Origin of the sequence: Dactylosporangium sp. NPDC000555, from assembly GCF_040300025.1 — a bacterium.
Classification (GTDB): domain Bacteria; phylum Actinomycetota; class Actinomycetes; order Mycobacteriales; family Micromonosporaceae; genus Dactylosporangium.
The window spans coordinates 278351-299721 of the sequence record NZ_JBEPDB010000001.1; the positions used below are offsets into that span (position 1 = coordinate 278351).

22 protein-coding genes and 1 tRNA gene are annotated in these 21371 nt (G+C 71.0%); 14 read left to right on the forward strand and 9 right to left on the reverse strand.

Annotated features, from left to right (window positions below; genetic code table 11):
• Window positions 1–88 precede the first annotated feature (88 nt).
• From ABT297_RS01370 to ABT297_RS01380, 3 genes are read right to left on the reverse strand one after another with little or no spacing between them, the layout of a single operon-like run.
• Window positions 89–826 (reverse strand): dihydrodipicolinate synthase family protein, encoded by a 738-nt coding sequence (locus ABT297_RS01370; protein WP_350543298.1) that lies wholly within the window; start codon window positions 824–826, stop codon window positions 89–91.
• Window positions 823–1359, reverse strand: coding sequence for a phosphotransferase-like protein (locus tag ABT297_RS01375; protein ID WP_350543300.1), 537 nt, complete (start codon window positions 1357–1359; stop codon window positions 823–825). The genes ABT297_RS01370 and ABT297_RS01375 overlap by 4 nt, the downstream gene beginning before the upstream one ends.
• Before the next feature lie 47 nt (window positions 1360–1406).
• The gene (locus ABT297_RS01380) at window positions 1407–2261 is read right to left on the reverse strand and encodes a GntR family transcriptional regulator (protein WP_350543302.1); all 855 of its coding nucleotides are present in this window, start codon (window positions 2259–2261) and stop codon (window positions 1407–1409) included.
• Between the two features lie 395 nt (window positions 2262–2656).
• On the opposite strand from ABT297_RS01380, the gene ABT297_RS01385 reads away from it, so the two are divergent.
• The 12 genes from ABT297_RS01385 to ABT297_RS01440 all read left to right on the forward strand — a co-directional run bounded on the left by ABT297_RS01385 (window position 2657) and on the right by ABT297_RS01440 (window position 12129).
• Window positions 2657–2890 carry a DUF6284 family protein gene (locus ABT297_RS01385; protein WP_350543304.1) on the forward strand — a complete coding sequence of 78 codons (234 nt, stop codon included), beginning with the start codon at window positions 2657–2659 and terminating at the stop codon, window positions 2888–2890.
• Window positions 2890–3117 (forward strand): hypothetical protein, encoded by a 228-nt coding sequence (locus tag ABT297_RS01390; RefSeq protein ID WP_350543306.1) that lies wholly within the window; start codon window positions 2890–2892, stop codon window positions 3115–3117. Before ABT297_RS01385 ends, ABT297_RS01390 begins: the two co-directional genes overlap by 1 nt.
• 52 nt (window positions 3118–3169) lie before the next feature.
• Window positions 3170–3928, forward strand: a complete 759-nt coding sequence (locus tag ABT297_RS01395) for an ABC transporter permease (RefSeq protein ID WP_350543570.1) — start codon at window positions 3170–3172, stop codon at window positions 3926–3928.
• Window positions 3925–4155, forward strand: coding sequence for a hypothetical protein (locus ABT297_RS01400; RefSeq protein ID WP_350543308.1), 231 nt, complete (start codon window positions 3925–3927; stop codon window positions 4153–4155). Before ABT297_RS01395 ends, ABT297_RS01400 begins: the two co-directional genes overlap by 4 nt.
• Before the next feature lie 87 nt (window positions 4156–4242).
• Window positions 4243–6405: a cell division protein FtsK gene (locus ABT297_RS01405; RefSeq protein WP_350543310.1), complete on the forward strand. Its 2163-nt coding sequence runs from the start codon at window positions 4243–4245 to the stop codon at window positions 6403–6405.
• 136 nt (window positions 6406–6541) lie between these two features.
• A complete protein-coding gene (locus tag ABT297_RS01410; protein WP_350543312.1) occupies window positions 6542–6838 on the forward strand; it encodes a hypothetical protein in 297 nt (98 codons plus the stop codon).
• A complete protein-coding gene (locus tag ABT297_RS01415; protein ID WP_350543314.1) occupies window positions 6835–7143 on the forward strand; it encodes a hypothetical protein in 309 nt (102 codons plus the stop codon). The genes ABT297_RS01410 and ABT297_RS01415 overlap by 4 nt, the downstream gene beginning before the upstream one ends.
• Entirely contained in the window at window positions 7140–7382 is a 243-nt protein-coding gene (locus tag ABT297_RS01420; protein ID WP_350543316.1) for a hypothetical protein, read from the forward strand. Before ABT297_RS01415 ends, ABT297_RS01420 begins: the two co-directional genes overlap by 4 nt.
• Window positions 7383–7524: 142 nt before the next feature.
• A complete protein-coding gene (locus ABT297_RS01425) occupies window positions 7525–8178 on the forward strand; it encodes a DNA cytosine methyltransferase (protein WP_350543572.1) in 654 nt (217 codons plus the stop codon).
• A 10-nt stretch (window positions 8179–8188) separates the two neighbouring features.
• Window positions 8189–10138 carry a DUF3987 domain-containing protein gene (locus ABT297_RS01430; RefSeq protein WP_350543317.1) on the forward strand — a complete coding sequence of 650 codons (1950 nt, stop codon included), beginning with the start codon at window positions 8189–8191 and terminating at the stop codon, window positions 10136–10138.
• 324 nt (window positions 10139–10462) lie between these two features.
• Window positions 10463–10654, forward strand: coding sequence for a helix-turn-helix transcriptional regulator (locus ABT297_RS01435; RefSeq protein WP_350543319.1), 192 nt, complete (start codon window positions 10463–10465; stop codon window positions 10652–10654).
• Window positions 10651–12129: a tyrosine-type recombinase/integrase gene (locus tag ABT297_RS01440; RefSeq protein WP_350543321.1), complete on the forward strand. Its 1479-nt coding sequence runs from the start codon at window positions 10651–10653 to the stop codon at window positions 12127–12129. Before ABT297_RS01435 ends, ABT297_RS01440 begins: the two co-directional genes overlap by 4 nt.
• 132 nt (window positions 12130–12261) lie before the next feature.
• Here ABT297_RS01440 and ABT297_RS01445 read toward each other — a convergent pair.
• A tRNA-Tyr gene (locus ABT297_RS01445) sits at window positions 12262–12342 on the reverse strand.
• 100 nt (window positions 12343–12442) lie between these two features.
• Between ABT297_RS01445 and ABT297_RS01450 the strand changes: the two genes are divergently transcribed.
• Window positions 12443–12937 carry a YajQ family cyclic di-GMP-binding protein gene (locus ABT297_RS01450; RefSeq protein ID WP_350543323.1) on the forward strand — a complete coding sequence of 165 codons (495 nt, stop codon included), beginning with the start codon at window positions 12443–12445 and terminating at the stop codon, window positions 12935–12937.
• A 481-nt stretch (window positions 12938–13418) separates the two neighbouring features.
• Window positions 13419–13766 (forward strand): DUF3592 domain-containing protein, encoded by a 348-nt coding sequence (locus tag ABT297_RS01455; RefSeq protein ID WP_502885466.1) that lies wholly within the window; start codon window positions 13419–13421, stop codon window positions 13764–13766.
• A gap of 507 nt (window positions 13767–14273) precedes the next feature.
• On the opposite strand, the gene ABT297_RS01460 is transcribed toward ABT297_RS01455, so the two are convergent.
• From ABT297_RS01460 to ABT297_RS01480, 5 genes are all read right to left on the reverse strand, one after another.
• Window positions 14274–15479 (reverse strand): MFS transporter, encoded by a 1206-nt coding sequence (locus ABT297_RS01460; RefSeq protein WP_350543327.1) that lies wholly within the window; start codon window positions 15477–15479, stop codon window positions 14274–14276.
• Between the two features lie 70 nt (window positions 15480–15549).
• On the reverse strand, window positions 15550–16425 hold the full coding sequence (gene htpX / locus ABT297_RS01465; RefSeq protein WP_350543329.1) for a zinc metalloprotease HtpX: 876 nt from the start codon (window positions 16423–16425) through the stop codon (window positions 15550–15552).
• Window positions 16426–16489: 64 nt separating this feature from the next.
• A complete protein-coding gene (locus tag ABT297_RS01470; RefSeq protein WP_350543331.1) occupies window positions 16490–18010 on the reverse strand; it encodes an NADH-quinone oxidoreductase subunit N in 1521 nt (506 codons plus the stop codon).
• Window positions 18007–19521: a complex I subunit 4 family protein gene (locus ABT297_RS01475; RefSeq protein ID WP_350543333.1), complete on the reverse strand. Its 1515-nt coding sequence runs from the start codon at window positions 19519–19521 to the stop codon at window positions 18007–18009. Before ABT297_RS01475 ends, ABT297_RS01470 begins: the two co-directional genes overlap by 4 nt.
• Window positions 19518–21365, reverse strand: a complete 1848-nt coding sequence (locus ABT297_RS01480; RefSeq protein ID WP_350543335.1) for an NADH-quinone oxidoreductase subunit 5 family protein — start codon at window positions 21363–21365, stop codon at window positions 19518–19520. The genes ABT297_RS01475 and ABT297_RS01480 overlap by 4 nt, the downstream gene beginning before the upstream one ends.
• Between the last annotated feature and the right edge of the window lie 6 nt (window positions 21366–21371).

A 21371-nucleotide genomic window follows, 5' to 3' on the forward strand; every position in this document is an offset into this window, starting at 1 on the left:
TGTGAGACGTGTCCATTCACGGTCCACCGAAAGGTGGAGGTCCCGCTTACTCCACAGTGCCGCACAATCCACAACTCATTCGCGGCGGTCACGTCGAGAGCCTCGGAATCAACGCATCGGTCAGCATGGCGATCCGGGCTGCCCCGGCGCCGGTGCTGTCGATGAGCGCCTGCGTGCGATCGATGGTGAGCTGCATCGCGTCCGTATCGGACCTATCGGGCAAATCCTTCGGCAACGTACAAAGCGGTACGGCTACAACACCCGTGGCGCCAGCCCGGACGCTGCCGGCGACGTGTCGGCAACGGCCGTCGTAGAGTTGGAAGTCGTCGCCTGTGGCGGCGCGCAGGCTTTGCACGGCGTCAAGGCTGACCTTGCAAATCTTGCCACCCGCTGGCCGTACGCCCGACCGCTTCGCTGCCTCGGCGACGGCTGGCGTGAAGGTGGTCGGGGTGTAGTTGGGGTGGCTGTACACGAACGCGTCGGCGGGCAGCTCGGCGAGCACGCTGTGCATCGCGGCGGCGTCGGCCAGGTCCCGGAGCACGACGATCGGCCGCACCCCGCTGTCGGCGGCATGGGTCAGGTCGTCCGGGGTCCAGACGCAGGCCAGGAGCCGATCCTTCGGCACCCGCGCGGCCCACAACTCCAGGACACGGCGTCGCACGACAGGCGTGCTGCTCTCCCCGCCCCCGATCGTGCCCGAGACGAGGAACAGGTCAAGCCACGTCGCCCCGGCCCGCTCCGCGTACGCCGCGCAGGCACCTTCATCGACGCTGCCGTTCGCGTTCATCAGGGTCAGCACCGGGACCATCACCCGCGCGGTCGTCATGCCGCCATCACCTCCGAACTCGGCGCGGTACGCCCGCGGCTTCCGGTCAAAACCACGGCGTGAATCGACCGGGCCGCCTCCAAAGGCGCCATGCGGTCGGTGCGGATAGCCAGGTCAAACCCGGCGTGCTGGTGCTCCCCAAGGTCCCTTTGGGTCTCGTCCCACGCGGCGAGCCGCGCGCCCGCGTCGGTGTCGCCGCGCGCCGCCGAGCGCTGCGCCGTGACGGTGCGGGGACACCACAGCAGCACCCGAACCCATGAGGCCGGGAATGCCTCGACGGCGGTCAGCGCGTCGACCTGGCCGAGGTGCAGCACCGGGATACCGCCCGCCTCGGCCACGCTCGCCAGTGAGGCGCGGTCGACGCCGTACACGTTGCCGTATCGGCGGTTGCTGTACAGGATCTCGCCTGCCGCCTCTAGCTGGTCGAACTGCTCGGCTGTGACGAATCGGTACCCGTGCGCCCGGCCGCCGCCGACCTTGAGCCGCTGATAGGCGACGTAGCGCTCATCGAGCCTGAGCAGCTCGGCTGTCACGGTGTCCTTGCCGCTGGCCGGCGGGCCATAGAGGGCAACCGCTGGCGTCACGGGCTCTCACCGCCGAGAACGGTGCTGAGCAGGTCTTTCGCTTGCTGCTGGAGTGGCAAGCCTGAGGCGCTGTTGTTGATCAGGACGTAGGGCTCCGGCGGTCGGAAGTCGATGTCGATGCTGCTTAGGTAGCCGGGCCAGTCGGCGAGCTTCGCGGCGTCCCGTGCGGCGCCTCGGTGTCGGATGTACATGTGCATGGTGTCGGCGTCGCAGTACACCCACACGAGCGTTGTCTTGGCGCCGAGGTCGGTGAAGGACGCGAGCGTTCTGCTCACCCAGGCGTCGTCTTGGAACTCGCGGATGAACGGTGCCGACAGGATGGCGCTGGTGCCGCACGAGACGTTTTCGTGTGCGGCGGCCATGAGCGACTCGTACTCACGCGGCCGGATGAGGTTGACGTACGCCTCGGACTCTCGATCGTTCGGCGACTCTCCGATGACTTCCAAGGCAGCCTCGATAACCGGTCGCGTCATCGTGTCCTTGTCGAGGATGGCCCAACTGGTTTCACGAGCCAGGATGCGGCCCAACTCCGACTTGCCGCTTCCCGCGTAACCGCCGATCAGGACGACGTGGGGGGTACGCGGGCGGATCCGGTCGTGGCGCGCTTGGTCCGGCGCGCGTACGACCCGTTTGGAGCGTGACTGGCTCTCCACAAGCCCTTCATCGGTGAGCAGCTTCATCGCTTCGGAGATCGTGAAGACGCTGACCTCCCAGCGGGCGGCAAGCTCTCGCGTTGACGGCAATACCTGGCCGTCGCGGAGTACGCCCGCCTCGATGTCGTTGCGGATGTGGCGCGCTACCTGCTTGTGCAGCGCGCTTGAACGGTCGAGTGCTGGTCCATCGGTCGACATGCAGGCACTCCTTGTGCGCCAGACGCCGGAGTAGGTCCCGTGCAGCCTACCAGAACCTACCAGTTGATATCCGTTTGTGCTGGTCAAACGCGCGTGTTCACTATCTGAACCTAACAGTTGACTTGGGGAGCTATCAGTTGTTAGGTTGCTTGCGTCACACGGCAGATCGCCGGGGAATGGCTTCACCTTCGGGTGTGGCGCGCCTACGAATCCCGTTGCTGGCTTGGCATTTGAGAACTGAACACTTCTGCACATCCATTGAAAAGGTTGCACCGTACGGATTTCGGTCCGTGCACCCAAGGTTGCCCGGCCTGAAACGGGTTCCATACAACGATTTCCGCCCGGTCGAGGGTCTGCCTCGGCCGGGCGGTCGTCTCGATCTCACAGGAGAGACCGTGAACCACGAACGTGACGAACCGACTGCCGCTGACCTGGCCGCGATCGAGGCGGAGATGCCGCTGATCGAGGCGGAGATGGTCCTGCTCGACGCCGAGATCAGGGTCATGACCGCCGAGCCCGAGCCGACCGCGCTGGACTGGCGCCGGATGCGCCGCGCCGAGGCGCTCGTGCGCCGGGAGCTCGTCAAGCTGCACACCCGCACCGCCCCCGCCGCCGCGCGGGCCGCCTGATGAGCACGCCGCGCCTGCCCTGCCCGCTCGCTGAGCGGTGCGAGTCCTGCGACGACCCCACCGACCTCGACGTCTACGAGGCGAAAACCCTGGTCGGGCTGATCTGCCTGACGCTATGCCGCATCTGCGTCGAGGACGAGTGCACGCCGCCCCTCGACGCGCCCGGCGCGGTCCACCGCGCGCTGATCCACCGCGAACACCTGACCGCTACCCCGAACGGAGACTGACGTGACCACCGCTCTCGCCTCCAGCGCCTACCCCGCCCCGATCGAGGCCCTTATGCCCGAGGCCCGCGCGCTCGCCGAGCGCCTGGGCGAGATTCCGTCGCGCAACGCGCTGATGAAGGAATTCAAGATCGGCGCCCCGAAGGCCAACGCGGTCCGGGAGGCGCTCGCCGACGAGCGCGCCGAGATTCCCGCGCCGCGCTCGCTGCACGCCGTGCCGGACCTGGAGCCGCAGGACGACACCACAGAGCCCGACGCCCCGGCAGAGGTGCCGCCGGTCGCCGAGGCGCCCGAGCCGACGCCGCAGGCCACGGGTGACGGACACCCGGACACCAACATCACGCCGACCACGGACCCCGCCGCGCCGCCGGCGGCTCGCAAGCCGCGCTCGTGGCCGGTGTGGCTGCTGGCCCTGCCCGCGTTCGTGGCCATCTGGTCCGGGTGGGTCGGCCTCGGCGAACTCACCGGGTTCGGCGTGGTCCACCCGCTGCCCGGGATCGCGGACGGGTTCAGCATCAACACCGCGATCACGCTGCCGATCGGCGTGGAGACCTACGCCGCGTACGCCCTGGCGGTGTGGCTGTCCGGCCGTGCCCCGGCCAACGCGCGCCGGTTCGCCCGCTGGTCCGCGATCGGCTCCCTGATCTTCGGCGCGGCCGGGCAGGTCGCCTACCACCTGATGACCGCCGCCGGGATCACCACCGCCCCGTGGTGGATCACCACCGCCGTTGCCTGCCTGCCCGTCGCCGTGCTGGGCATGGGCGCCGCCCTGGCCCACCTCATCCACGCCGACGCCGAGGGTGTGACGCGATGAAGGCGCGCCGGATCGCGATGGTCGCCCTGGCACTGGTCGCCGCTGGCGCGCTCGCCGGGTGTCTGCCGGACTCGGGAACCGTGACCAGCAAGCGATCGAGCTTCAACCCGTCGACCAAGCAATGGACGTACGTCGTTGAGGTCGACGGCACTGCGCACACCGTCCCGGCGGGTGAGTACCTGACGTGCGACGTCGGCGACAAGGTCGTCAACGGCGAGTGCAAATAGCTCCGCCCGGTGCGCGGCCCAATGGCCTAGGAAACCTGGCCGCGCACCGGTCCCCATCCCTCCACAAGGAGTCAGGAGACCTCCAGCATGACGACGAACGAGCCGGACCGCGACCGCCCGAACGGGTTCGACTGGTCCAAGTACGAAGACGAAGTGGCCGACGTCGCCGACGTGGTGGACCTCGGCGCGGCCCGTGCCCGGCGCGATGGACCGGCAGCCGCGGGGCACTTCGACGTGGCGTTGGACGACGAGCCGGAGCCCGGTGGCGTGCTGGTCGACGCCCCGCCGGTGGATCGGTCGGGGCGCCGCCCGATCATCCCCACCCGCCTGCTGGGCTGGCAGAACTTCAAGGCCACCCTGCGCGACCTCGCCGAAGACGTGCTGCACCGTGCTGGCTTCCACGCCGTGCGGGCGCCCTGGTACACGGTGCAGGCCGGGTTCTGGGCCAGCGTCGGCGTGGTGCGGCTGGTCGGCCGGCAGTTGCGGTGGTGGTGGCTGTCGGAGCAGTACGGGCTCCGGCAGGCCGCCGCCGACGCCAACGACCCGCAGACCTGGTACAAGCTGCACCGCGAGGTCAAAGCCACCCGGGCATGGCGCGGCGTCGTCCTCGCCGCCGAGGCCCTCGCGGTCGGCATCGGCGGGCCGATCGCCTACGCGATGGCGCCCTGGTGGGTCGTCGGCCTGGCCGCCGCCGGTGCGGTGTGCGGGCTGGCCCGCATCGGGCGGCCGCAGGACCGGCCGATCCTGCGGCCGGCCGTGGTCGAAGGCCGCTACCGGCGCGTCAACCCCGACATCATCCTGCGCGCCTACTACGCCGCCGGACTCGGCCACCCGGACAAGCCCAACCAGCAGATCACGTTCGGGTCCACCATGTCCCGCGACACCACCGGTTCCGGCTCGCAGGTGGTCATCGACCTGCCCTACGGCAAGACGTGGGAGGACGTGCTCAAGGCCAAGGGCGCCATCGCGTCCGGCCTGGACGTGTCCATCAACCAGGTGTTCCTCACCCGCGACCCGTCCTCCCACCGGCGGCACCTGCTGTTCGTCGCGGACCGCGACCCGCTCGCCATCCCGGCCGGGCGCACACCGCTGCTGGACGGCAAGGTCCGCGACATCTGGGCAGAGGCACCCCTCGGCCTGGACGAGCGTGGCCGGAAGGTGTCGCTGCTGCTGATGTGGATTTCGGTGCTGGTCGGTGCGCAGCCCCGCAAGGGCAAGACATTCGCCACCCGACTCCTGGCCCTGTACGCGGCCCTTGACCCGTATGTGCGGCTGATCGTCGTGGACGGCAAGATGTCGCCGGACTGGGACAAGTTCCGCCTGGTCGCGCACCGCATGGTGTTCGGTCCCGTGCCGAACAGCCGCGACGACAACCCGGTGGAGCACCTCCTGGAAGTGCTGCGCGAGGTGAAGGCACACATCCTGGAGGTCAACGACTTCCTGTCGTCGCTGTCCACTGTGGAATGCCCGGAAGGGAAGATCACCCGGGAGCTGTCCCGGAAGTATCCGCAGCTTCACGTGTGGATGCTCGTGATGGAAGAGTTCCAGGTCTACTACGAGCTGGACAGCCAGGAGCAGAACAAGGAGATCGCCGCCCTGCTCTCCTACATCATGGCTGTCGGCCCGTCAGCCGGGGTGATCCTGCTGTCCAGCTCGCAGAAGCCTTCCGGCGTCGGTGCCGGGGACGTGGGCCGGTTGTTCAACCGGTACCGCGACAACCACGCCGTGCGGCTCGCCCTCAAGTGCGGCAACCGGATCGTGTCGGAGGCGATCCTCGGCGGTGAGGCATACAGCGAGGGCTACGACGCCTCGGCACTGCCCAACGGCCCGCAGTACCGAGGCGTCGGGTACCTCTACGGCGCCAGCGACGACACCCCGACCGTGCGCACGTACCTCGCCGACCACGGCGACGCCGAGCGCATCCTCACCGCCGCCCGCAAGCACCGGCAAGCGGCCGGCACGCTGTCCGGCGCGGCGATCGGCGAGACCATCACCCGCGACATGCGCGACACCCTCGCCGACGTCCGCGCCGTGTTCCTGGCCGGGGAGAAGGGCCTGCACTGGCCGGTCATCGCCGCCCGGCTCGCCGAGCAACTGCCCGAGCACTACGCCGACATCACGCCCGACGCGATCTCGGCACAACTGCGTGATCGTGTACCGAGCGTGAACGTCAAGGTTCGTGGCGAGGTGCTCCGGGGCGCCCGGCTCGCCGATGTCGACGCCGCGATCGAGCGGCGCAAGAGCGCCTGAACGGTAGCGGCGGCGCTGCTACCGGTAGCGCCGCCGCTACCCACCCCGCTACCAACCTGGCCAGCCACTACCCACGCAGGTAGCAGGTAGCGCCAGCAGCCCTCTGCACCCAAAAACCGGCCCTGGAGGCATCACCGTGCCCACGTACGCCGCTACCGCTACCGGCCAACCGGCCGCCGCCGGACTCCTCCTGCTGATCCTCATCGCTGTCACGCTCGGTTATGCCCTGGCGTGCTGGCTCTGGCCGTTCGTGCCCTGCCGCCGCTGCAAGGGCGACGGTAAGCGCCGCGCCCTGTTCGGCGGCAAGGCGTTCGGCATCTGCCACCGCTGCGACGGCACCGGCCGCCAACTGCGCCCCGGCCGCCGCGCCCTCAACTACCTCCGCACCCTGCACGCCAACGACACCAGCAACCGCAAGGGCGGTACCCGATGACCACGCTCGCCACCCGCCGCGCCGCACGCGCCGCCCGGCGCCACCCGGACTGGTGCGCCATGGGCCACCGCTGCAACCTCGGCGAGCACCGCGCCGAACCGCTCGTCATCGCACTGCCGGGCTACGGCCGGGCAACGCTCACCCGCGTACGCGGCACCGATGGCCGCGAGCACGCCGAGGTCCGGCTCACGGTGGGGCTCGCCGAGGACGAGTCGTGCGCGCGGGTGCAGTTGCTCGGCGTCGCACGGGACATTGAGGCCATGCTCGGCCACGCTGCCCGCGCTGGTCAGCAGTGGGCCGCATGAGCGCGCGGCTGGACTGGCGCCGCAACCACGTGAACTGGACCCCCGCGCCGTGCCGGATCTGCGAACGTCCCGCGCTGATGTGCGACGAGCGCGGCGTGCCCTGCCATCTGGTGTGCGCGCAAGCCGAAGCAGACACACAGACCGACCACCGCAGCAACGGCGATGACGGCCTGGCCGTCGTGGTTGATCTGCCCCTCGCGCCGGTCATCGACCTGTCCACCCGTCGCCGGATCGCATGATCCGTGACCGTCTCCTGAGGAGCGATCCATGATCCGAACGACGCACGATCCGGCCGCTGAACAGGCCGGTGCCGAAGCACTCAACGTGCTGGAGCTGTTCGCCGGGATCGGCGGACTGTCACTCGGCCTGCAACGGGCCGGGATGCGCATCGTCGGGCACGTCGAGATCAACCCGTTCTGCCGCGCTGTCCTGCACAAGCACTGGCCGGAGGTGCCCGCCCATGACGACGTCACCACTGCCATCGCCTGGTGGCGCTCTCAGCCCCGCCCGCGGGTCGATGTCGTCGCCGGCGGCTACCCCTGCCAAGGAGAATCGCTGCTCGGCCACCGCCGAGGGGCCGACGACCCGCGATGGCTCTGGCCCGCCATGGCCGACGTCATCGCCGACCTGCGCCCCCGATACGTCATCGGAGAGAACGTCCTCGGCCACCGCACCCGCGGCCTCGCAACCGTCCTCGCCGACCTCCACCGCATCGGCTACACCGCCCGCGCCGGCGTTGTCCGAGCTTGCGAGGTGGGCGCCGCACACCCACGGCCCCGACTGTTCGTCCTGGCCCACGCCCAAGAACGCGGACGCCCGCCGCGGTGCCTTGCGCCCGGAGACCATCGCCAAACGGCGCCTGGAGCGCCGGAACGGGCTGAACCTGCCCGACGTGATCGGTGGCCGGCCGAACCCGGCGTGGGTCGAGTGGCTGATGGGGTTCCCGCCCGGGTGGACCGACTTGCAGCCCTCGGCAACGCCGTCGTCCCCGCCGTCGCCGAGCACATCGGCCGACTCATCACCGAAGGCAGGTGACCCCGTGACCATGAGCCGAACGACGCACGATCTGGCCGCCGAGCAGGCCGTGATCGGTGCGGTCCTGCTCGCCCCGGAGACACTCGGCGACCTGGCCGCCGCGCTCGCGCCGACCGACTTCCACCGTCCGGATCATGCCGCGTTGTGGGAAACGCTGCTGAACCTGCACGCGGCCGCACGCCCGATCGACGCCGTGGCCGTGGCCGCGCACCTCGCCGAGGTCGGCGACCTGGCCAAGATGGGCGGCGCGGCCTACCTGCACACGCTCATGCAGGCCGTGCCGAGCGTCGCCAACGCCGGGCACTACGCCGCGATCGTGGCCGACCACGCCCGGCGCCGTCAGGTGGTCGACCTCGGCGCCCAGCTCGCCAACCTGGCCGCCTCCGGCGCCGACGTGACCGACGTGGTCGCCGCCGGGCGGGCGATGCTCGACACCGCCACGGCGGGCGGGTGGCCGACGCTGATCCCGATCGGCGCCGGGCGGCACCTGCCCGCGTTCCCGGCCGAGGTGCTGCCCGACTGGGTCGCCGAGATGGTGTACGCCGTAGCGGAGTTCACCCAAACGCCGCTCGACCTGCCCGGCAGCATCGCGCTCGCCGCGCTGTCCACGGCCGCCGGTGGCCGCGCCGAGGTGGAGGTGCGCGGCTCGTGGCGGGAACCCACCAACCTGTTCACGGTCGTGGTACTGCCGCCCGGCTCGCGCAAGTCGGCGGTGTTCTCCGCGATGACCGGGCCGCTGCTCGGCGCTGAGCGGGCGCTGGTGGAGCGGACCAAGCCGGTCATCGTGGAAGCGGAACTCGCGGCGAAGGTCGCCGGGAAAGCCGCCGAACGGGCCGCGAACGCCGCCGCCAACGCTGACGCGTCCGGCCGTGACACGCTCCTCGCGGAGGCCACCGCCGCCGCGATGCAGGCCGAGGCGGTCACCGTGCCCGTGCTGCCGCAGTTGGTCGCCGACGACGTGACCAGCGAAGCCGCCGCGTCCCTGCTGGCCGCGCAGGGCGGCCGCCTGGCGGTGCTGTCCCCGGAAGGCGGCATCTTCGCCACCATCGCCGGGCGGTACTCCGGCACCCCGAACCTCGAGGTGTTCCTCAAAGGCCACGCCGGGGACATGATGCGCATCGGCCGGCAGAGCCGCGACGCCGAACACGTCGAGAAACCAGCGCTCACGCTGGGCCTGGCCGTGCAGCCTGACGTGCTGCGCGACATCGCCAACATGCCCGGCTTCCGTGGCCTCGGCCTGCTCGCCCGGATCCTGTTCTCCCTGCCGGAGAACACCGTGGGCCGCCGCAAGGTCGGCGCCGACCCGGTACCCGCCGAAGTGGCCACCGGATACGCGGACAACCTGACCGCGCTGGTGCTGTCCCTCGCGGAGTGGACCGACCCGGCCGTGCTGCTGCTCACCCCGGACGCCAACGAACGCGTGCTCGACATCGAACGCAGCGTGGAGCCGCGCCTCGCGCCGGGCGGCGCGTGGGGACACATCGTGGACTGGGGCAGCAAGTACACCGGCGCCGTCGTTCGGCTCGCCGGGCTGATCCACCTCGCCGAGCACCTGCGCGACGGGTGGGGCAAGCCGATCGGCGCCGACATCATCGACCGGGCCGCCATGCTCGGCGAGTTCTTCGCCGCGCACGCCCTGGCCGCGTTCGACGACATGGGCGCCGACCCCGCCACCCGCAACGCCCGCACCGTCCTGGCCTGGATCGAACGCACCGGCACCACCGCGTTCACCAAGCGGGAGCTGTTCCGCGCGGTCAAGAGCGCCCAGCTCGCCACCGTCGCCGACCTCGACCCGGCGCTCGACGTGCTCGACGCCCACGGCTACCTGCGCCAGTTGGAGGCACCCGCGCGCACCGCGAAAGGTGGACGGCCGCCGTCGCCGAGCTACCTCGTGCACCCCGACGTGCACCGCCCGGCCGCGACCGTCCACCCGATCAACAGCGCACGGCGCATCGCCTGATGCCCCTGACAGAACTGACAGAACTGACACAACCCCATCCCGGCCGAGGTTCTGTCAGTTCTGTCAGTTCTGTCACCGGCATCTCGGCCGTGCTCGGCAACCCCACCGACCGACAGGCCGACCGTCTCAGAGCCCCTCAGACTGACTGACGCATAGGAAGACATCGACATGCGTAAGATCTCGCCTCTACGGCCTTCTCAGACCGGCTCTCAAACGCCCGTGGACGTTTTGCCCATCCGCAACGAGCCGGAGAGCCCCCCGCGCGCTGCGCGCGGTCAGCGTCGACCTCAACGCCCCGCACGCATTGACCAGGAGGCGCGATCCGTGAGCCGCCGAGAGTTCCTGACCCTTGCCGACTTTCTCGCCGAGCTGGACGTGCCGAAGTCGACGTTCTTCCGCTGGAAGGCGATCGGCGAGGCACCCCGCACCTACAAGTTGCCGAATGGGCAACTCCGCATCCGCCGCACGGACTTTGACGCATGGCTGGCCAGCCGAGAGGAGCCGCAGGCTGCATGACGACCTTCGACGTTCGGATCTGGGGCATCCGCGAGCACAAGGGCAAGGACCGCAAGACAGGCAAGCCCCGCAGCACGTACCGCCTGCGGTGGCTCGTGGCTGGCCAGGAGTTCGGCGAGTCCTTCCAAACGCGGGCACTCGCGGAGAGCTTCCGCTCCCGGCTGATCGTGGCGCAGCGCGAAGGTGTGGCGTTCGACGAGGCCACCGGCTTGCCGGAACCGATGGCTCGCGCGCTGCGCACGCGGTCGTGGTACCAGCATGCCACCGAGTACGTCGACATGAAGTGGCCGCACGCCTCGCCGAACCACCGCAAGGGCATCGCGGAGACCTTGGCCACGGTCACGCCTGCGCTGCTGGCCAGCGACCGTGGAGTGCCCGACGACAGGACGATGCGCGCCGCGCTGTACGGCTACATCTTCAACACCATGGCGCGGACCGCCGGACCACCGCCGGCCAAACTGGCGAGCGCGGTTACGTGGGTGCAGGCCAACACCGTCAACCTGTCGGCGCTCACCGACGCGGCCCTGGTCCGGAAGGTGCTCGACACACTCGCGCTGAAGATGGACGGCACGCCAGCTGGGGCCTCGACCGTCACGCGAAAGCGCGCGGTGTTCTCCAACGCGCTGCGGTACGCCGTGGAACTGCGCCTCCTCGACGTCCACCCGCTCTCGCTGGTGAGCTGGACGGCACCGAAGAAGGACGAGAGCGTCGACCGCGCAGTGGTCGCCAACCCGAAGCAGGCCGCCGCGCTGCTCGCCGCCGTTGCTGCCGAGGCTCCGGAGCTGGAGGCGTTCTTCGGCTGCATGTACTACGCCGGACTCCGGCCGGAGGAGGTGCTCCACCTCACGGACGACGAGTTCGAACGGCCACCCAGGGAAGGAGCGTGGGGGTGGCTGCACCTGTCCGGGGCGACGGTGGCCAGCGGGCGGGGATGGAACGACGAGGCCGAGGTCAACGAGGATCGCGGGCTGAAGCACCGCGCCAGGATGGCCACCCGGCCGGTCCCCGTGGCGCCGCCGCTCGCCGAAATGCTCGCCCGGCACATCGCCAAGTACACACCTGCGGACAACGGGCGGCTGTTCGTCACACGGCGCGGTCCCTGGGGGCGCTACGTCCCTACGGCCGGACAGCCGATCCCGAACAACACGTACACGACGGCGTGGCGGAAAGCCCGGGAGAAGGTCCTCACGCCCGCCCAGCAGCGTTCGTTGCTCGCCAAGCGGCCATATGACCTGCGCCATGCCTGCCTGTCGACGTGGCTCAACGCTGGCGTGCCGCCGACGCAGGTAGCCGATTGGGCGGGGAACAGCGTCAAAGTCCTCTTGGAGGTCTACGCCAAGTGCCTCGACGGGGAGACGGCCACCGCGCTCAACCGCATCGCCCTAGCGCTGGGCCTCGACCCCACCCCCGCCCCGGAGGGTGAGGCCGACGACCAGGGCGACACCGAGGAGGCCGAACCGCCGGGCGCAGCCTGATCATGGCGGAAACTTTGCCGCGTATTTGCCGCGACTGGTGAGCTTCGGCTGGTTCGGGTGAGACGCAGTGAGACTCAAGCAAGAGGCCCGTGACCGGGGTTTACCTGGTCACGGGCCTCTTTTTGCTGCCGGTGGCGGGTAGAGGATTCGAACCTCTGTAGCTTTCGCGACGGATTTACAGTCCGCTCCCATTGGCCGCTCGGGCAACCCGCCTGGCGGAAGCCAGAATAGCGGTACGACCCGGGGGCAATGCAAACGGGTACCCTCGGCACGCCCACAACCGTCCACATGCAGTCATCAGGGAGCGTCTGTCATGGCTTCGGCACCTTCGTTCGACATCGTCAGCAAGGTCGACCGGCAGGAGGTCGACAACGCGCTCAACCAGGCCGAGAAGGAGCTGGGGCAGCGCTTCGACTTCCGCGGCACCGGGGCGGAGATCAAGTGGGGCGGGGAGGAGACGGTCGCCCTTCAGGCGGAGACCGAGGAGCGGGTGGTCGCCGCGCTCGAGGTCTTCAAGGAGAAGCTGGTCAAGCGGAACATCTCGCTGAAGTCGCTCGATGCGGGCGAGCCGCGGGCGTCCGGCAAGACGTACAAGATCGATGCGCGGATCGTGCAGGGCATCGAGTCGGACAAGGCCAAGGCGATCTCGAAGAAGATCCGCGATGAGGGTCCGAAGGGCGTCCAGGCGCAGATCCAGGGCGATCAGCTGCGGGTGACCGGCAAGAAGAAGGACGACCTGCAGGCGGTCATCGCCCTGCTCAAGCAGGAGGACTTCGGCATCGCTCTGCAGTTCACCAACTACAGATAGCCACTCGGGCGCGCTGCAGGTAGCCAGGCTGCTTACTGTCAGTGAGCTGGGCAGACGGTCTAGCGTCGGTCGGCGTCTGGCGGCCTGGCGGCGGCCCATTGAGTGCCTCGATGGTTCGGGAATGGGGACCGCGTGGCGAAGCGGTCCCCGCCCGCGCGTCGGACGGCGGACGGCGCGAGCGGCTCAGGCTTCGCCGACGCCGACTCCCACGTGGAGACGAGTTGGGGGAACACGCCGGGTGCTGTGGCCGACTCGCGAGTGTGCGTAACGTCTGCAACGCGCGGACGGCGCACATGATGATCTCATGTCAGGGAAGCGAGAACGCCAACGACGATTGCGGTCGGGCGATCAGGCGAAGAGGTCGGCCCGACCGTCAATGCGCCGTCCTGCGCGGCCCAGCCGAAGGCGCTCACGGCATCGCGCGCCATATGCCAACACGAAAGAGTGGGCTGGCGTTGCCGGCGCCACCGTCTTCGGGCTGGTGTTCGTATTCATCGCGCTCCAGATGTACTACGACCATCGGATCTTGCAGGAACGTGGACTGGTCACAACGGGCGACGTCGTGGCGGTGTCTTACGGCAAGAGCGGTCCTAGCGCAGCGGTTCGGTTCACCACCGCCGACGGAAAGACCGTCCAGGCCGACGTGTCCGACACGGGCGATGAAACCGAGCTCAAGGTGGGCGCGCAGATGCAAATCCGGTACGACCCGAAGGACCCGACCGGCCGGGTGGAAGACGCGAACGGTGGCGCGGGCGCCTTTTGGCTGGTGAGTCTCAGTGGAGTCGTACTCCTGGTCGCCGCCGCCTATGGTGCCACCCGCGTCGCGTAAGTAACGGCGTGCGACCGGCCCCTCGTCGCGGCCTGGCCCTGCCGCTAGAAGCGAATCCCCGACTCCCTCGATGCGAACAAGGTCCAGTTGACTTGCTGGACCTGCGGAGGCGTCTATAATCCCAGGTCGGAGCGTCGACGTCCGTCAGTGCGCGGGGAGTCTGCGACCGTTCGTCTCGCTGACGTGTAGCGGGCTACCAACACGCTTGCACGCCCAGCGGTGTCCTGAAGGCGCGATACGGAGTAGCTGGCGATGGCGAAGTCAGGGATCCTCTGGCGGCGATCTGCGGTTCTGGGGCTCCTGGTCGCTTTCACGGCGATCCGAGTGCCAGACGTACTGGCGGAGGGTACTTGGCGATCCTGGGCAGTTGTCCCGGTATTCGCCGTAACGGTGTGGCTCTTCGGGAGAAGCGTGTTGGGGGCGGTCCGTCGAGGGCGCGGTACACACCGGCAATCACCCTTGTGAGGCGAGGGACTGACTCGGAGTTACTGGCAATGAGGGGCGGAGCTACACGGGCGCCCCGTCCGGATCGCTCGTGTGAGTGAACGGCTCGGGCGCGACCAGCGCGCCCGCTGCCACCGCGGCGGCGGCCAGCATGAACGCCCAGGGCGCGCCGCCGGGGCGGTCGACGACCAGGCCGGTCGCCGCGACCCCGGCCGCGCTCGCCCCGACCGAGACGGTCACCAGCCAGGTGTACGCCTCGTTCAGCATCGACCGCGGCACGATCGCGCCGACCATCGAGTTCTGGACCGTCAGCGCCGGGGCGATGGTCGCGCCGCCGACCACGAGGGCGACGCCGAGCGCGACCGCGTTGGGCATCACCGTCAGGATCGCCAGGCTGGCGGCGACCCCGGCGAGCAGCCACCGCAACCGTGCCCGGGCGCGCGGGCGGCTGCCGAACCAGACGCCCGCCGCCGCGCTGCCGATGCCCCACACGCCGAGCAGGATGCCGCCGGTGCTCTGCGGGTCGCGGGTGACGTACTCGGTCGCGTAGGCCGGCACGGCCACGCCGGTGGCGCCGAACGCGAAGCCCAGGCCGAACGCCGTGACCAGCAGGGCGGGGAAGCCGGGCACCCGCAGCGGCCCCAGCCCCCGCGCCGGCGCGTGCCCGTCGTGGCGCCGCCAGGAGCGCATCGCTTGGCCGCGCGCCACCGCCAGCGTGCCGATCAGCGTGATGCCCGCCGCGGCGCCGAGCGCCACCGCGGGCTGCCACAGCGCCACGCAGAGCGCGACGAGCATCGGACCCACGACGAAGACGAGTTCGAACAGCGCCGTCTCGGCGGCCAGGGCGGTGACCCGCACCTCGGGCTCGTCGGCGGTCAGCGCGTTCCAGGTGCCGCGCACCGCGGCCGTCATCGGTGGAAACGTCACGCCGGCCAGGATCGCGGCGCCGAGCACGATCGGCAGCGGCAGATCCCGCAGGCCCGCGAAGATCAGTAAGACCAGGCAGCAGGGGTACGACAGCCCCGTGATCACCAGGACCGGCGCCGGCCCGATCCGATCCGCCAGCCGGCCCACCACTGGGCTGGCCGCAGCGCTCGCGATCGCGTAGACGGAGCAGGCGAGCGCCGCCTGGGTGTACCGGCCGTGCGCCTGCTGGAGCAGCAGGAGCAGCGACAGCGACACCATGCCGATGCCGAGGCGTGCCAGCACGCTCACGGTCAATAGGACGGGCGCGCCGGGAAGCCGCCAGACGGACATGTACTGCCTCACGGCGGCCCCACTCCTTACACGCGACAGAGCCCGCCGATTGTACGGCGGGCCCTGGTTCGTTCCGAGGCGGTTACCGGTAGCTGCTCACGCCGGCCATCTGCTCCAGCCGCGCGACCCGCTGCTCCATCGGGGGGTGCGTGGAGAACAGCGACGCGAGGCCGCCGCCCTTGAACGGGTTGTCGATCATCAGGTGCGCCTGGCTGGCCAGCTGGCCGTCGGCCGGCAGCGGCAACGCCTGGGTGCCACGGTGGATCTTGCGCAGCGCGCTCGCCAGCGCCAGCGGGTCGCCGGTCAGCTTCGCGCCGGACTGGTCCGCCTCGTACTCCCGGCTCCGGCTGATCGCGAGCTGGATCACCGTGGCCGCGAGGGGGCCCAGGATCAGCATCAGCAGGAGGCCGAGGATGCCCGGCCCGTCCTCGTCGTCGCTCGACCTTCCGATCGGCAGGAAGATCGCGAGGTTGGCCAGCATGGTGATCATGCCGCCGAGCGCGCCGGCAACGCTGGAGATCAGGATGTCCCGGTTGTACACGTGCGACAGCTCGTGCCCGATGACGCCCCGAAGCTCGCGGACCGTGAGGATGTCGAGGATGCCCGCGGTCACCGCCACGGCCGCGTTCTTGGGGTCGCGCCCGGTGGCGAAGGCGTTGGGCTGCTGGGTCGGGCTGATGTACAGCCGCGGCATGGGCTGTCCGGCCGCCGTCGCGAGCTCCCGCACCATCGCGTACAGCTCCGGCGCCTGAGCCTCGGTCACCGGCTGCGCGTTCATGGCGCGCAGCGCGATCTTGTCGGAGTAGAAGTAGCTGAACGCGTTCATCGCCAGCGACAGGATCACGGCGATGACCAGACCGGTGCTACCGCCGAGCCAGTAGCCGACAAGCAGAATCAGCGAGGTCATCAGCCCGAGAAGGGCCGCTGTCTTCAAGCCGTTGAAATGCCTGTGCTGCATGTCTTCAATAACAGCGCAACTCCCGGTGTACCTTCCCGATGCTAGCTGTGAGCTAGCTGAAAGCTCAGCCGAACGTCGCCGCTGCCCGCATGACCAATTCAGGCCCAAACCCGACAATCACCGCGATAACCGCCGCGACCGCCACGGCGGTGACGACCGGCCATGGCGCCCGTCCGCCGCCCGGCGCGGCGAATTCCCCGGCCTTCTCACCCTCGTAGGCCTGGTCATAGGCCTCGCCGGGGGTCACGGCGGAGATCTGGGCGGGCGCGAAGAGGATCGCGCCGACGCGCACATAATAGGCGAGCCCGATCACCGCGTTGATCGCCACGATCACGGCCAGCCAGGTGGCGTCGCCGCCCAGCAACGCCCGGACCACCGCCACCTTCGCGAACAGCCCGGCGAGCCCGGGCGGCAGCCCGGCGAGGCCGGCGAGCGCGAGCACCAGCACCCCGGCCGGCCAGGGGGAGCGCCGCGCGAGGCCGCGGTAGTCGGCGATCGCCCCGCCGTCTCCCGCGCCGCGCACCGCCACCAGCGCGCCGAACGCGGAGAACTCCAGCAGCACGTAGAAGAAGGCGTATCCGATCGTGGCCGCGACCAGCAGCGGCGTCACCTCGTCGGCGGCGATCAGCGCGCCGAGCGGCGCCAGCAGATATCCGGCCTGCGCCACCGAGGACCAGGCCAGCAGCCGCACCATCCGCCGCTGCCGTAGCGCCACCAGGTTGCCGACGGTCATGCTCAGCACCGCCAGCGCCGCGAGCGCCAGCCCTGAGGTCGACAGCACCGGCCGCGCCGCCGACACCCCGACGAGCACCAGCGCGACGACGCCGCCCAGCTTCGAGGTGGTCGACAGGTATGCGGCGACCGGCAGTGGCGCCCCGTCGTAGGTCGCCGGCGCCCAGGCGTGCGCCGGCACCGCCGCCACCTTGAACGCGAGCCCGGTCAGCAACAGCACCACGCCGACCTCGAGCAGCGGCTTGGCGCTCGGCGCCACCGGCCCGGCGGCGATGTCGGCGAAGTGCAGGCCCCCGGTCGCGGTGAACACCAGCGCCGCGCCGAGCAGCGCGACCGCGGTCGACGCCACGCTCACGACGAAGAACGTCACCGCCGCCGACGCGCCCTCGCGTGCCCCGCGCCGCAGCCCGACCAGGAGATACAGCGGCAGCGTCAGCGTCTCCAGCGCCACGATCAGCGTGATGAGGTCGCGTGCGCCGCCCAGCACCACGGCCCCGGTGAGCGAGGCGGCCAGCAGGAAGCAGTATTCGCCGACCGGGACTTCGCCCGTGCGCAGCAGCGGCACCGACAGCGCCAGCGCCCCGAGCGCCAGCCCGGCGAACACCCCGGCGACGATCGCCGACGCCGGGCTGAGCACCAGCGAGCACCGGTCCGGCCCGAGGCACAGGGAGGTGCGGTGCCCGCCGCCGACGCCGACCGCGATCGCGGCCGCCGCGGTCCCGGCCATGCCGAGCGCGGTCGCGACCACCACCGGCCCTCGCCGGCCGGGCGCGATCAGGTCGACGAGCAGCGCCAGCAGTGCCGTGCCCGCGGCGACGTACGCGGGGATCAGCGCCACCTGATCGATCCTCATCGCCCGAACACCCCCGCGAGCGCCAAGATCGCCGAATTGGACCAGTGCAGCGCCAGGGCCGGCGCGACGCCGAGGGCCAGCGCGAGCCCGATCAGCGGCGACCAGGCGACCAGCTCACCGGGGCCCAGCCGCGCGGCCGGTCCCAGCTCGGCGAGCGCGGGCGCGGCCGGCCCGTGGGTGATCCGGCGCAGCAGCCGGAGGAAATAGGCGGCGGCGATCGCCGCGCCGACCGCGGCCACCACCCCGAGCGTCGTCCACAGCGGGCCGCCCCGCTCGAACGCGGCCAGCACAGCGAACGCTTCGCCCCAGAAGCCGGCCAGGCCGGGCAGGCCCAGCGAGGCGATCGCGGCGTAGGCCAGCACGCCGCTGAGCACCGGCGCGGTCTCCCGCAGCCCGCCGAGCCGGGCGAGCTCCCCGGTGTGCGCGCGGTCCTTGATCCCGCCGGCGACGAAGAACAGCAGCCCGGTGACGACCCCGTGGGCGATGTTGCCGATCAGCGCGGCCTGCATGCCCGTGGCGGTGAGCGTCGCCACGCCGAGCAGGACGAAGCCCATGTGCCCGACCGACGAGTACGCGATCAGCCGCTTGAGCTCGGTCTGCGCCAGGCAGATCAGGCCGCCGGCGATGATCGCAGCGGTGGCCAGCGCCCCGAGCACGGGCGCGCTGCGCTGCGCGCCGTCGGGCGCCACGCCCACCGCGACCCGCAGCAGCCCATACGTGCCCATCTTCAGCAGCACGCCGGCCAGGATCACCGAGCCGACCGTCGGCGCCTCGGTGTGCGCGGCCGGCAGCCAGGTGTGCAGCGGCCAGAGCGGGCTCTTGACCGCGAAGGCGAGGGCCAGCAGCGCGAAGGCCAGCAGCTGCACGCCCGCGGACATCGGCCGGGCGGCGGGGTCGCTCAGCGCCACGAGGTCGCCCGTGCCCGACGACGCCACCACCACGAACACGCCGACGAGCAGCAGCACGGAGCCGAAGAGCGTGTAGAGCACGAACTTGCGCGCGGCCCGCCGCCGGTCGGTGCCGCCCCACACGGCGATCACCGCATACATCGGCAGGAGCACAACCTCGAAGAACACGAAGAACAGCACGAGGTCGAGGGCGAGGAACACCCCGGTGATGCCGGCCTGGAGCACCAGCAGCAGGGACACGAGCAGGCGCCCCCGCCCCGGCTCGGGAACCCGCCACAGGCAATAGGCGCAGCACAGCAGGGTGAGCAGCGCGGTCAGCGCGACCAGCGGATAGGAGATGCCATCGACGCCGATGTGGAAGCGCAGGCTCAGCGACGGTGCCCAGGGCAGGTCGATCTCGGCGAACGGCTCGATCCGCCGCTGCCCCAGCCCCGCGGTGCGCGACAGCCCGAGCGCGACCACGACGCCGGCCGTGGCCGCGGCGAAGACGGTGCCGCAGATCCGTCCCGCCCGGTCCAGCCGCGCCGGCAGCCCGGCGGCCACCAGGGCGCCGATCGCCGGCAGCAGCAGGGTCGCCAGCAGCAGAGTCTGCCCGGAGGTCATCGCGTCACCCCCAGGACGACCGCGATCACGATGGCGATGACGACCGCCCCGCCGAGCACCGCCGTCGCGGCTCGCGGCAGTGCGGCGGCGTGCGCCCGTGTCAGCAGCCCGCCGAGGGCACCGGTGCCCGCGCCGACCCCCTCGACCGCTCCGTCGACCAGCCGCTCGTCGGCCCGCCGGGCGAGCCCGGCCAGCGCCACCACCGGTCGCGTGACGAGCGCGTCCTGCACGGAGTCGAGATAGAAGGCATTGGCCAGCAGCCGGCCCGGGCCGGTGTCCGGCGCCACCAGGTCGCCCCGCGACGTGCGGTGCCAGGCCACCCAGCCGCCGGCCAGCAGCAGCACCAGGGCCACCGCGGTCGTCCAGCCCACCGCCGCGAGCGGTTCGGCGGTGCCGAGCCGCGTGCCGAAGCCCGGCGCGAGCCCGGCCAGGCCGAGCAGCCCGGACGGCACCGCGAGGACCAGCAGCGGCCCCCGCATCGCCCACGCGGGTTCGTGACCGGTCCGGGCCGCCTCGCTGCGCGGCTCGCCCAGGAAGGTGCGCCGCCAGAGCCGCACGACGTAAGCCGCGGTCACCGCCACCGTCGCCCCGGCCGAGCACAGGACGATCAGAGCAACGCCCCGCGGCACCGGCCCCGACCCGGCGGCCGCCTCGAGGACCGCGTCCTTGCTCCAGAAACCGGCCAATGGCGGCACCCCGGCCAGCGCGCCCAGCCCGATGGTCATGGTCCAGAACGTCACCGGCATGCGCTTCCGCAGCCCGCCCATGGCCGACATCCGGTTGTTGCCGACAGCGTGGATCACCGATCCCGCCGCGAGGAACAGCAGCGCCTTGAACGCGGCGTGGGTGAGCAGGTGGAACAGGGCCGCGGCGGGCGCGCCCACCGCCAGGGCGCCCGTCATGTATCCGAGCTGGCTCACCGTCGACCAGGCCAGCACCCGCTTGATATCGTCCTGCCCGAGCGCGCTGAGGGCGCCGAGCAGCATCGTCACCGAGGCCATCACGGCGAGCACGACCAGCGCCGCGGGCGAGCGGTCGAACAGCGGATACAGCCGCGCCACCACGTAGACGCCGGCCGCCACCATCGTCGCGGCGTGGATCAGGGCGGAGATCGGCGTCGGGCCGGCCATCGCGTCGGGCAGCCATGTGTGCAGCGGGAACTGCGCGCTCTTGCCCGCCACCCCGGCCAGCAGCAGCACGCATGCCGCGGTCACCGTGCCGGCGGACAGCGCCCCGGAGCCGGCCGCCGCGAACACGTCGGCGATGCGGAAGCTGTGCGCGTGCAGGCCGAGCAGCAGGATGCCGAGCAGGAAGCCGACGTCGCCCACCCGGGTGACCAGGAACGCCTTCACCGCCGCGCCGGGCGCCTCCGGCAGCCGCCGGTCGTGGCCGATCAACAGGTACGAGCAGATGCCCATGACCTCCCAGCCCACCAGCAGCGCGATCAGGTCCCCGGACACGACCACCAGCAGCATCGCCCCGGTGAACAGGCTCACCTGCGCCGCATAGGGCGCATACCGCTCGTCGTCGTGCAGATAGGCCACCGAGTAGACCTGGACGCAGAGCGCGACCACGCCGACCGCGACGGCCACCAGCCCGGCCGGCCCGTCGAGCCAGGTGCCGAACGTGACCGGGAACCGGCCGAACTCCGCGACGGTGACCCCGGCGTCCGCCCCGCGCACCCCGCGCAGCACGACGGCGATCGCGCACGCGAGCGCGACGGCCGCCCCGCCGATCCCAAGCACGGCGGAAAGGCCCCGCATCCGGTACGGCAGCAGCAGCCCCGCCAACCCGAGCCCCAGCGGCACGGCCGGCAGCGCCGCACCCAGCGGATCGACGCTCATCGGGCA

Bases quoted from the DNA above. Each gene is read 5' to 3' on its own strand.
- ABT297_RS01415 (WP_350543314.1), top strand. From the start codon at position 6,835: ATGACCACGCTCGCCACCCGCCGCGCCGCACGCGCCGCCCGGCGCCAC.
- ABT297_RS01420 (WP_350543316.1), top strand. From the start codon at position 7,140: ATGAGCGCGCGGCTGGACTGGCGCCGCAACCACGTGAACTGGACCCCC.
- ABT297_RS01425 (WP_350543572.1), top strand. From the start codon at position 7,525: ATGCGCATCGTCGGGCACGTCGAGATCAACCCGTTCTGCCGCGCTGTC.
- ABT297_RS01480 (WP_350543335.1), bottom strand. From the start codon at position 21,365: ATGAGCGTCGATCCGCTGGGTGCGGCGCTGCCGGCCGTGCCGCTGGGG.
- ABT297_RS01470 (WP_350543331.1), bottom strand. From the start codon at position 18,010: ATGAGGATCGATCAGGTGGCGCTGATCCCCGCGTACGTCGCCGCGGGC.
- ABT297_RS01475 (WP_350543333.1), bottom strand. From the start codon at position 19,521: ATGACCTCCGGGCAGACTCTGCTGCTGGCGACCCTGCTGCTGCCGGCG.
- ABT297_RS01450 (WP_350543323.1), top strand. From the start codon at position 12,443: ATGGCTTCGGCACCTTCGTTCGACATCGTCAGCAAGGTCGACCGGCAG.
- ABT297_RS01380 (WP_350543302.1), bottom strand. From the start codon at position 2,261: ATGTCGACCGATGGACCAGCACTCGACCGTTCAAGCGCGCTGCACAAG.
- ABT297_RS01390 (WP_350543306.1), top strand. From the start codon at position 2,890: ATGAGCACGCCGCGCCTGCCCTGCCCGCTCGCTGAGCGGTGCGAGTCC.
- ABT297_RS01440 (WP_350543321.1), top strand. From the start codon at position 10,651: ATGACGACCTTCGACGTTCGGATCTGGGGCATCCGCGAGCACAAGGGC.
- htpX (WP_350543329.1), bottom strand. From the start codon at position 16,425: ATGCAGCACAGGCATTTCAACGGCTTGAAGACAGCGGCCCTTCTCGGG.
- ABT297_RS01395 (WP_350543570.1), top strand. From the start codon at position 3,170: ATGCCCGAGGCCCGCGCGCTCGCCGAGCGCCTGGGCGAGATTCCGTCG.
- ABT297_RS01400 (WP_350543308.1), top strand. From the start codon at position 3,925: ATGAAGGCGCGCCGGATCGCGATGGTCGCCCTGGCACTGGTCGCCGCT.
- ABT297_RS01405 (WP_350543310.1), top strand. From the start codon at position 4,243: ATGACGACGAACGAGCCGGACCGCGACCGCCCGAACGGGTTCGACTGG.
- ABT297_RS01430 (WP_350543317.1), top strand. From the start codon at position 8,189: ATGAGCCGAACGACGCACGATCTGGCCGCCGAGCAGGCCGTGATCGGT.
- ABT297_RS01370 (WP_350543298.1), bottom strand. From the start codon at position 826: ATGACGACCGCGCGGGTGATGGTCCCGGTGCTGACCCTGATGAACGCG.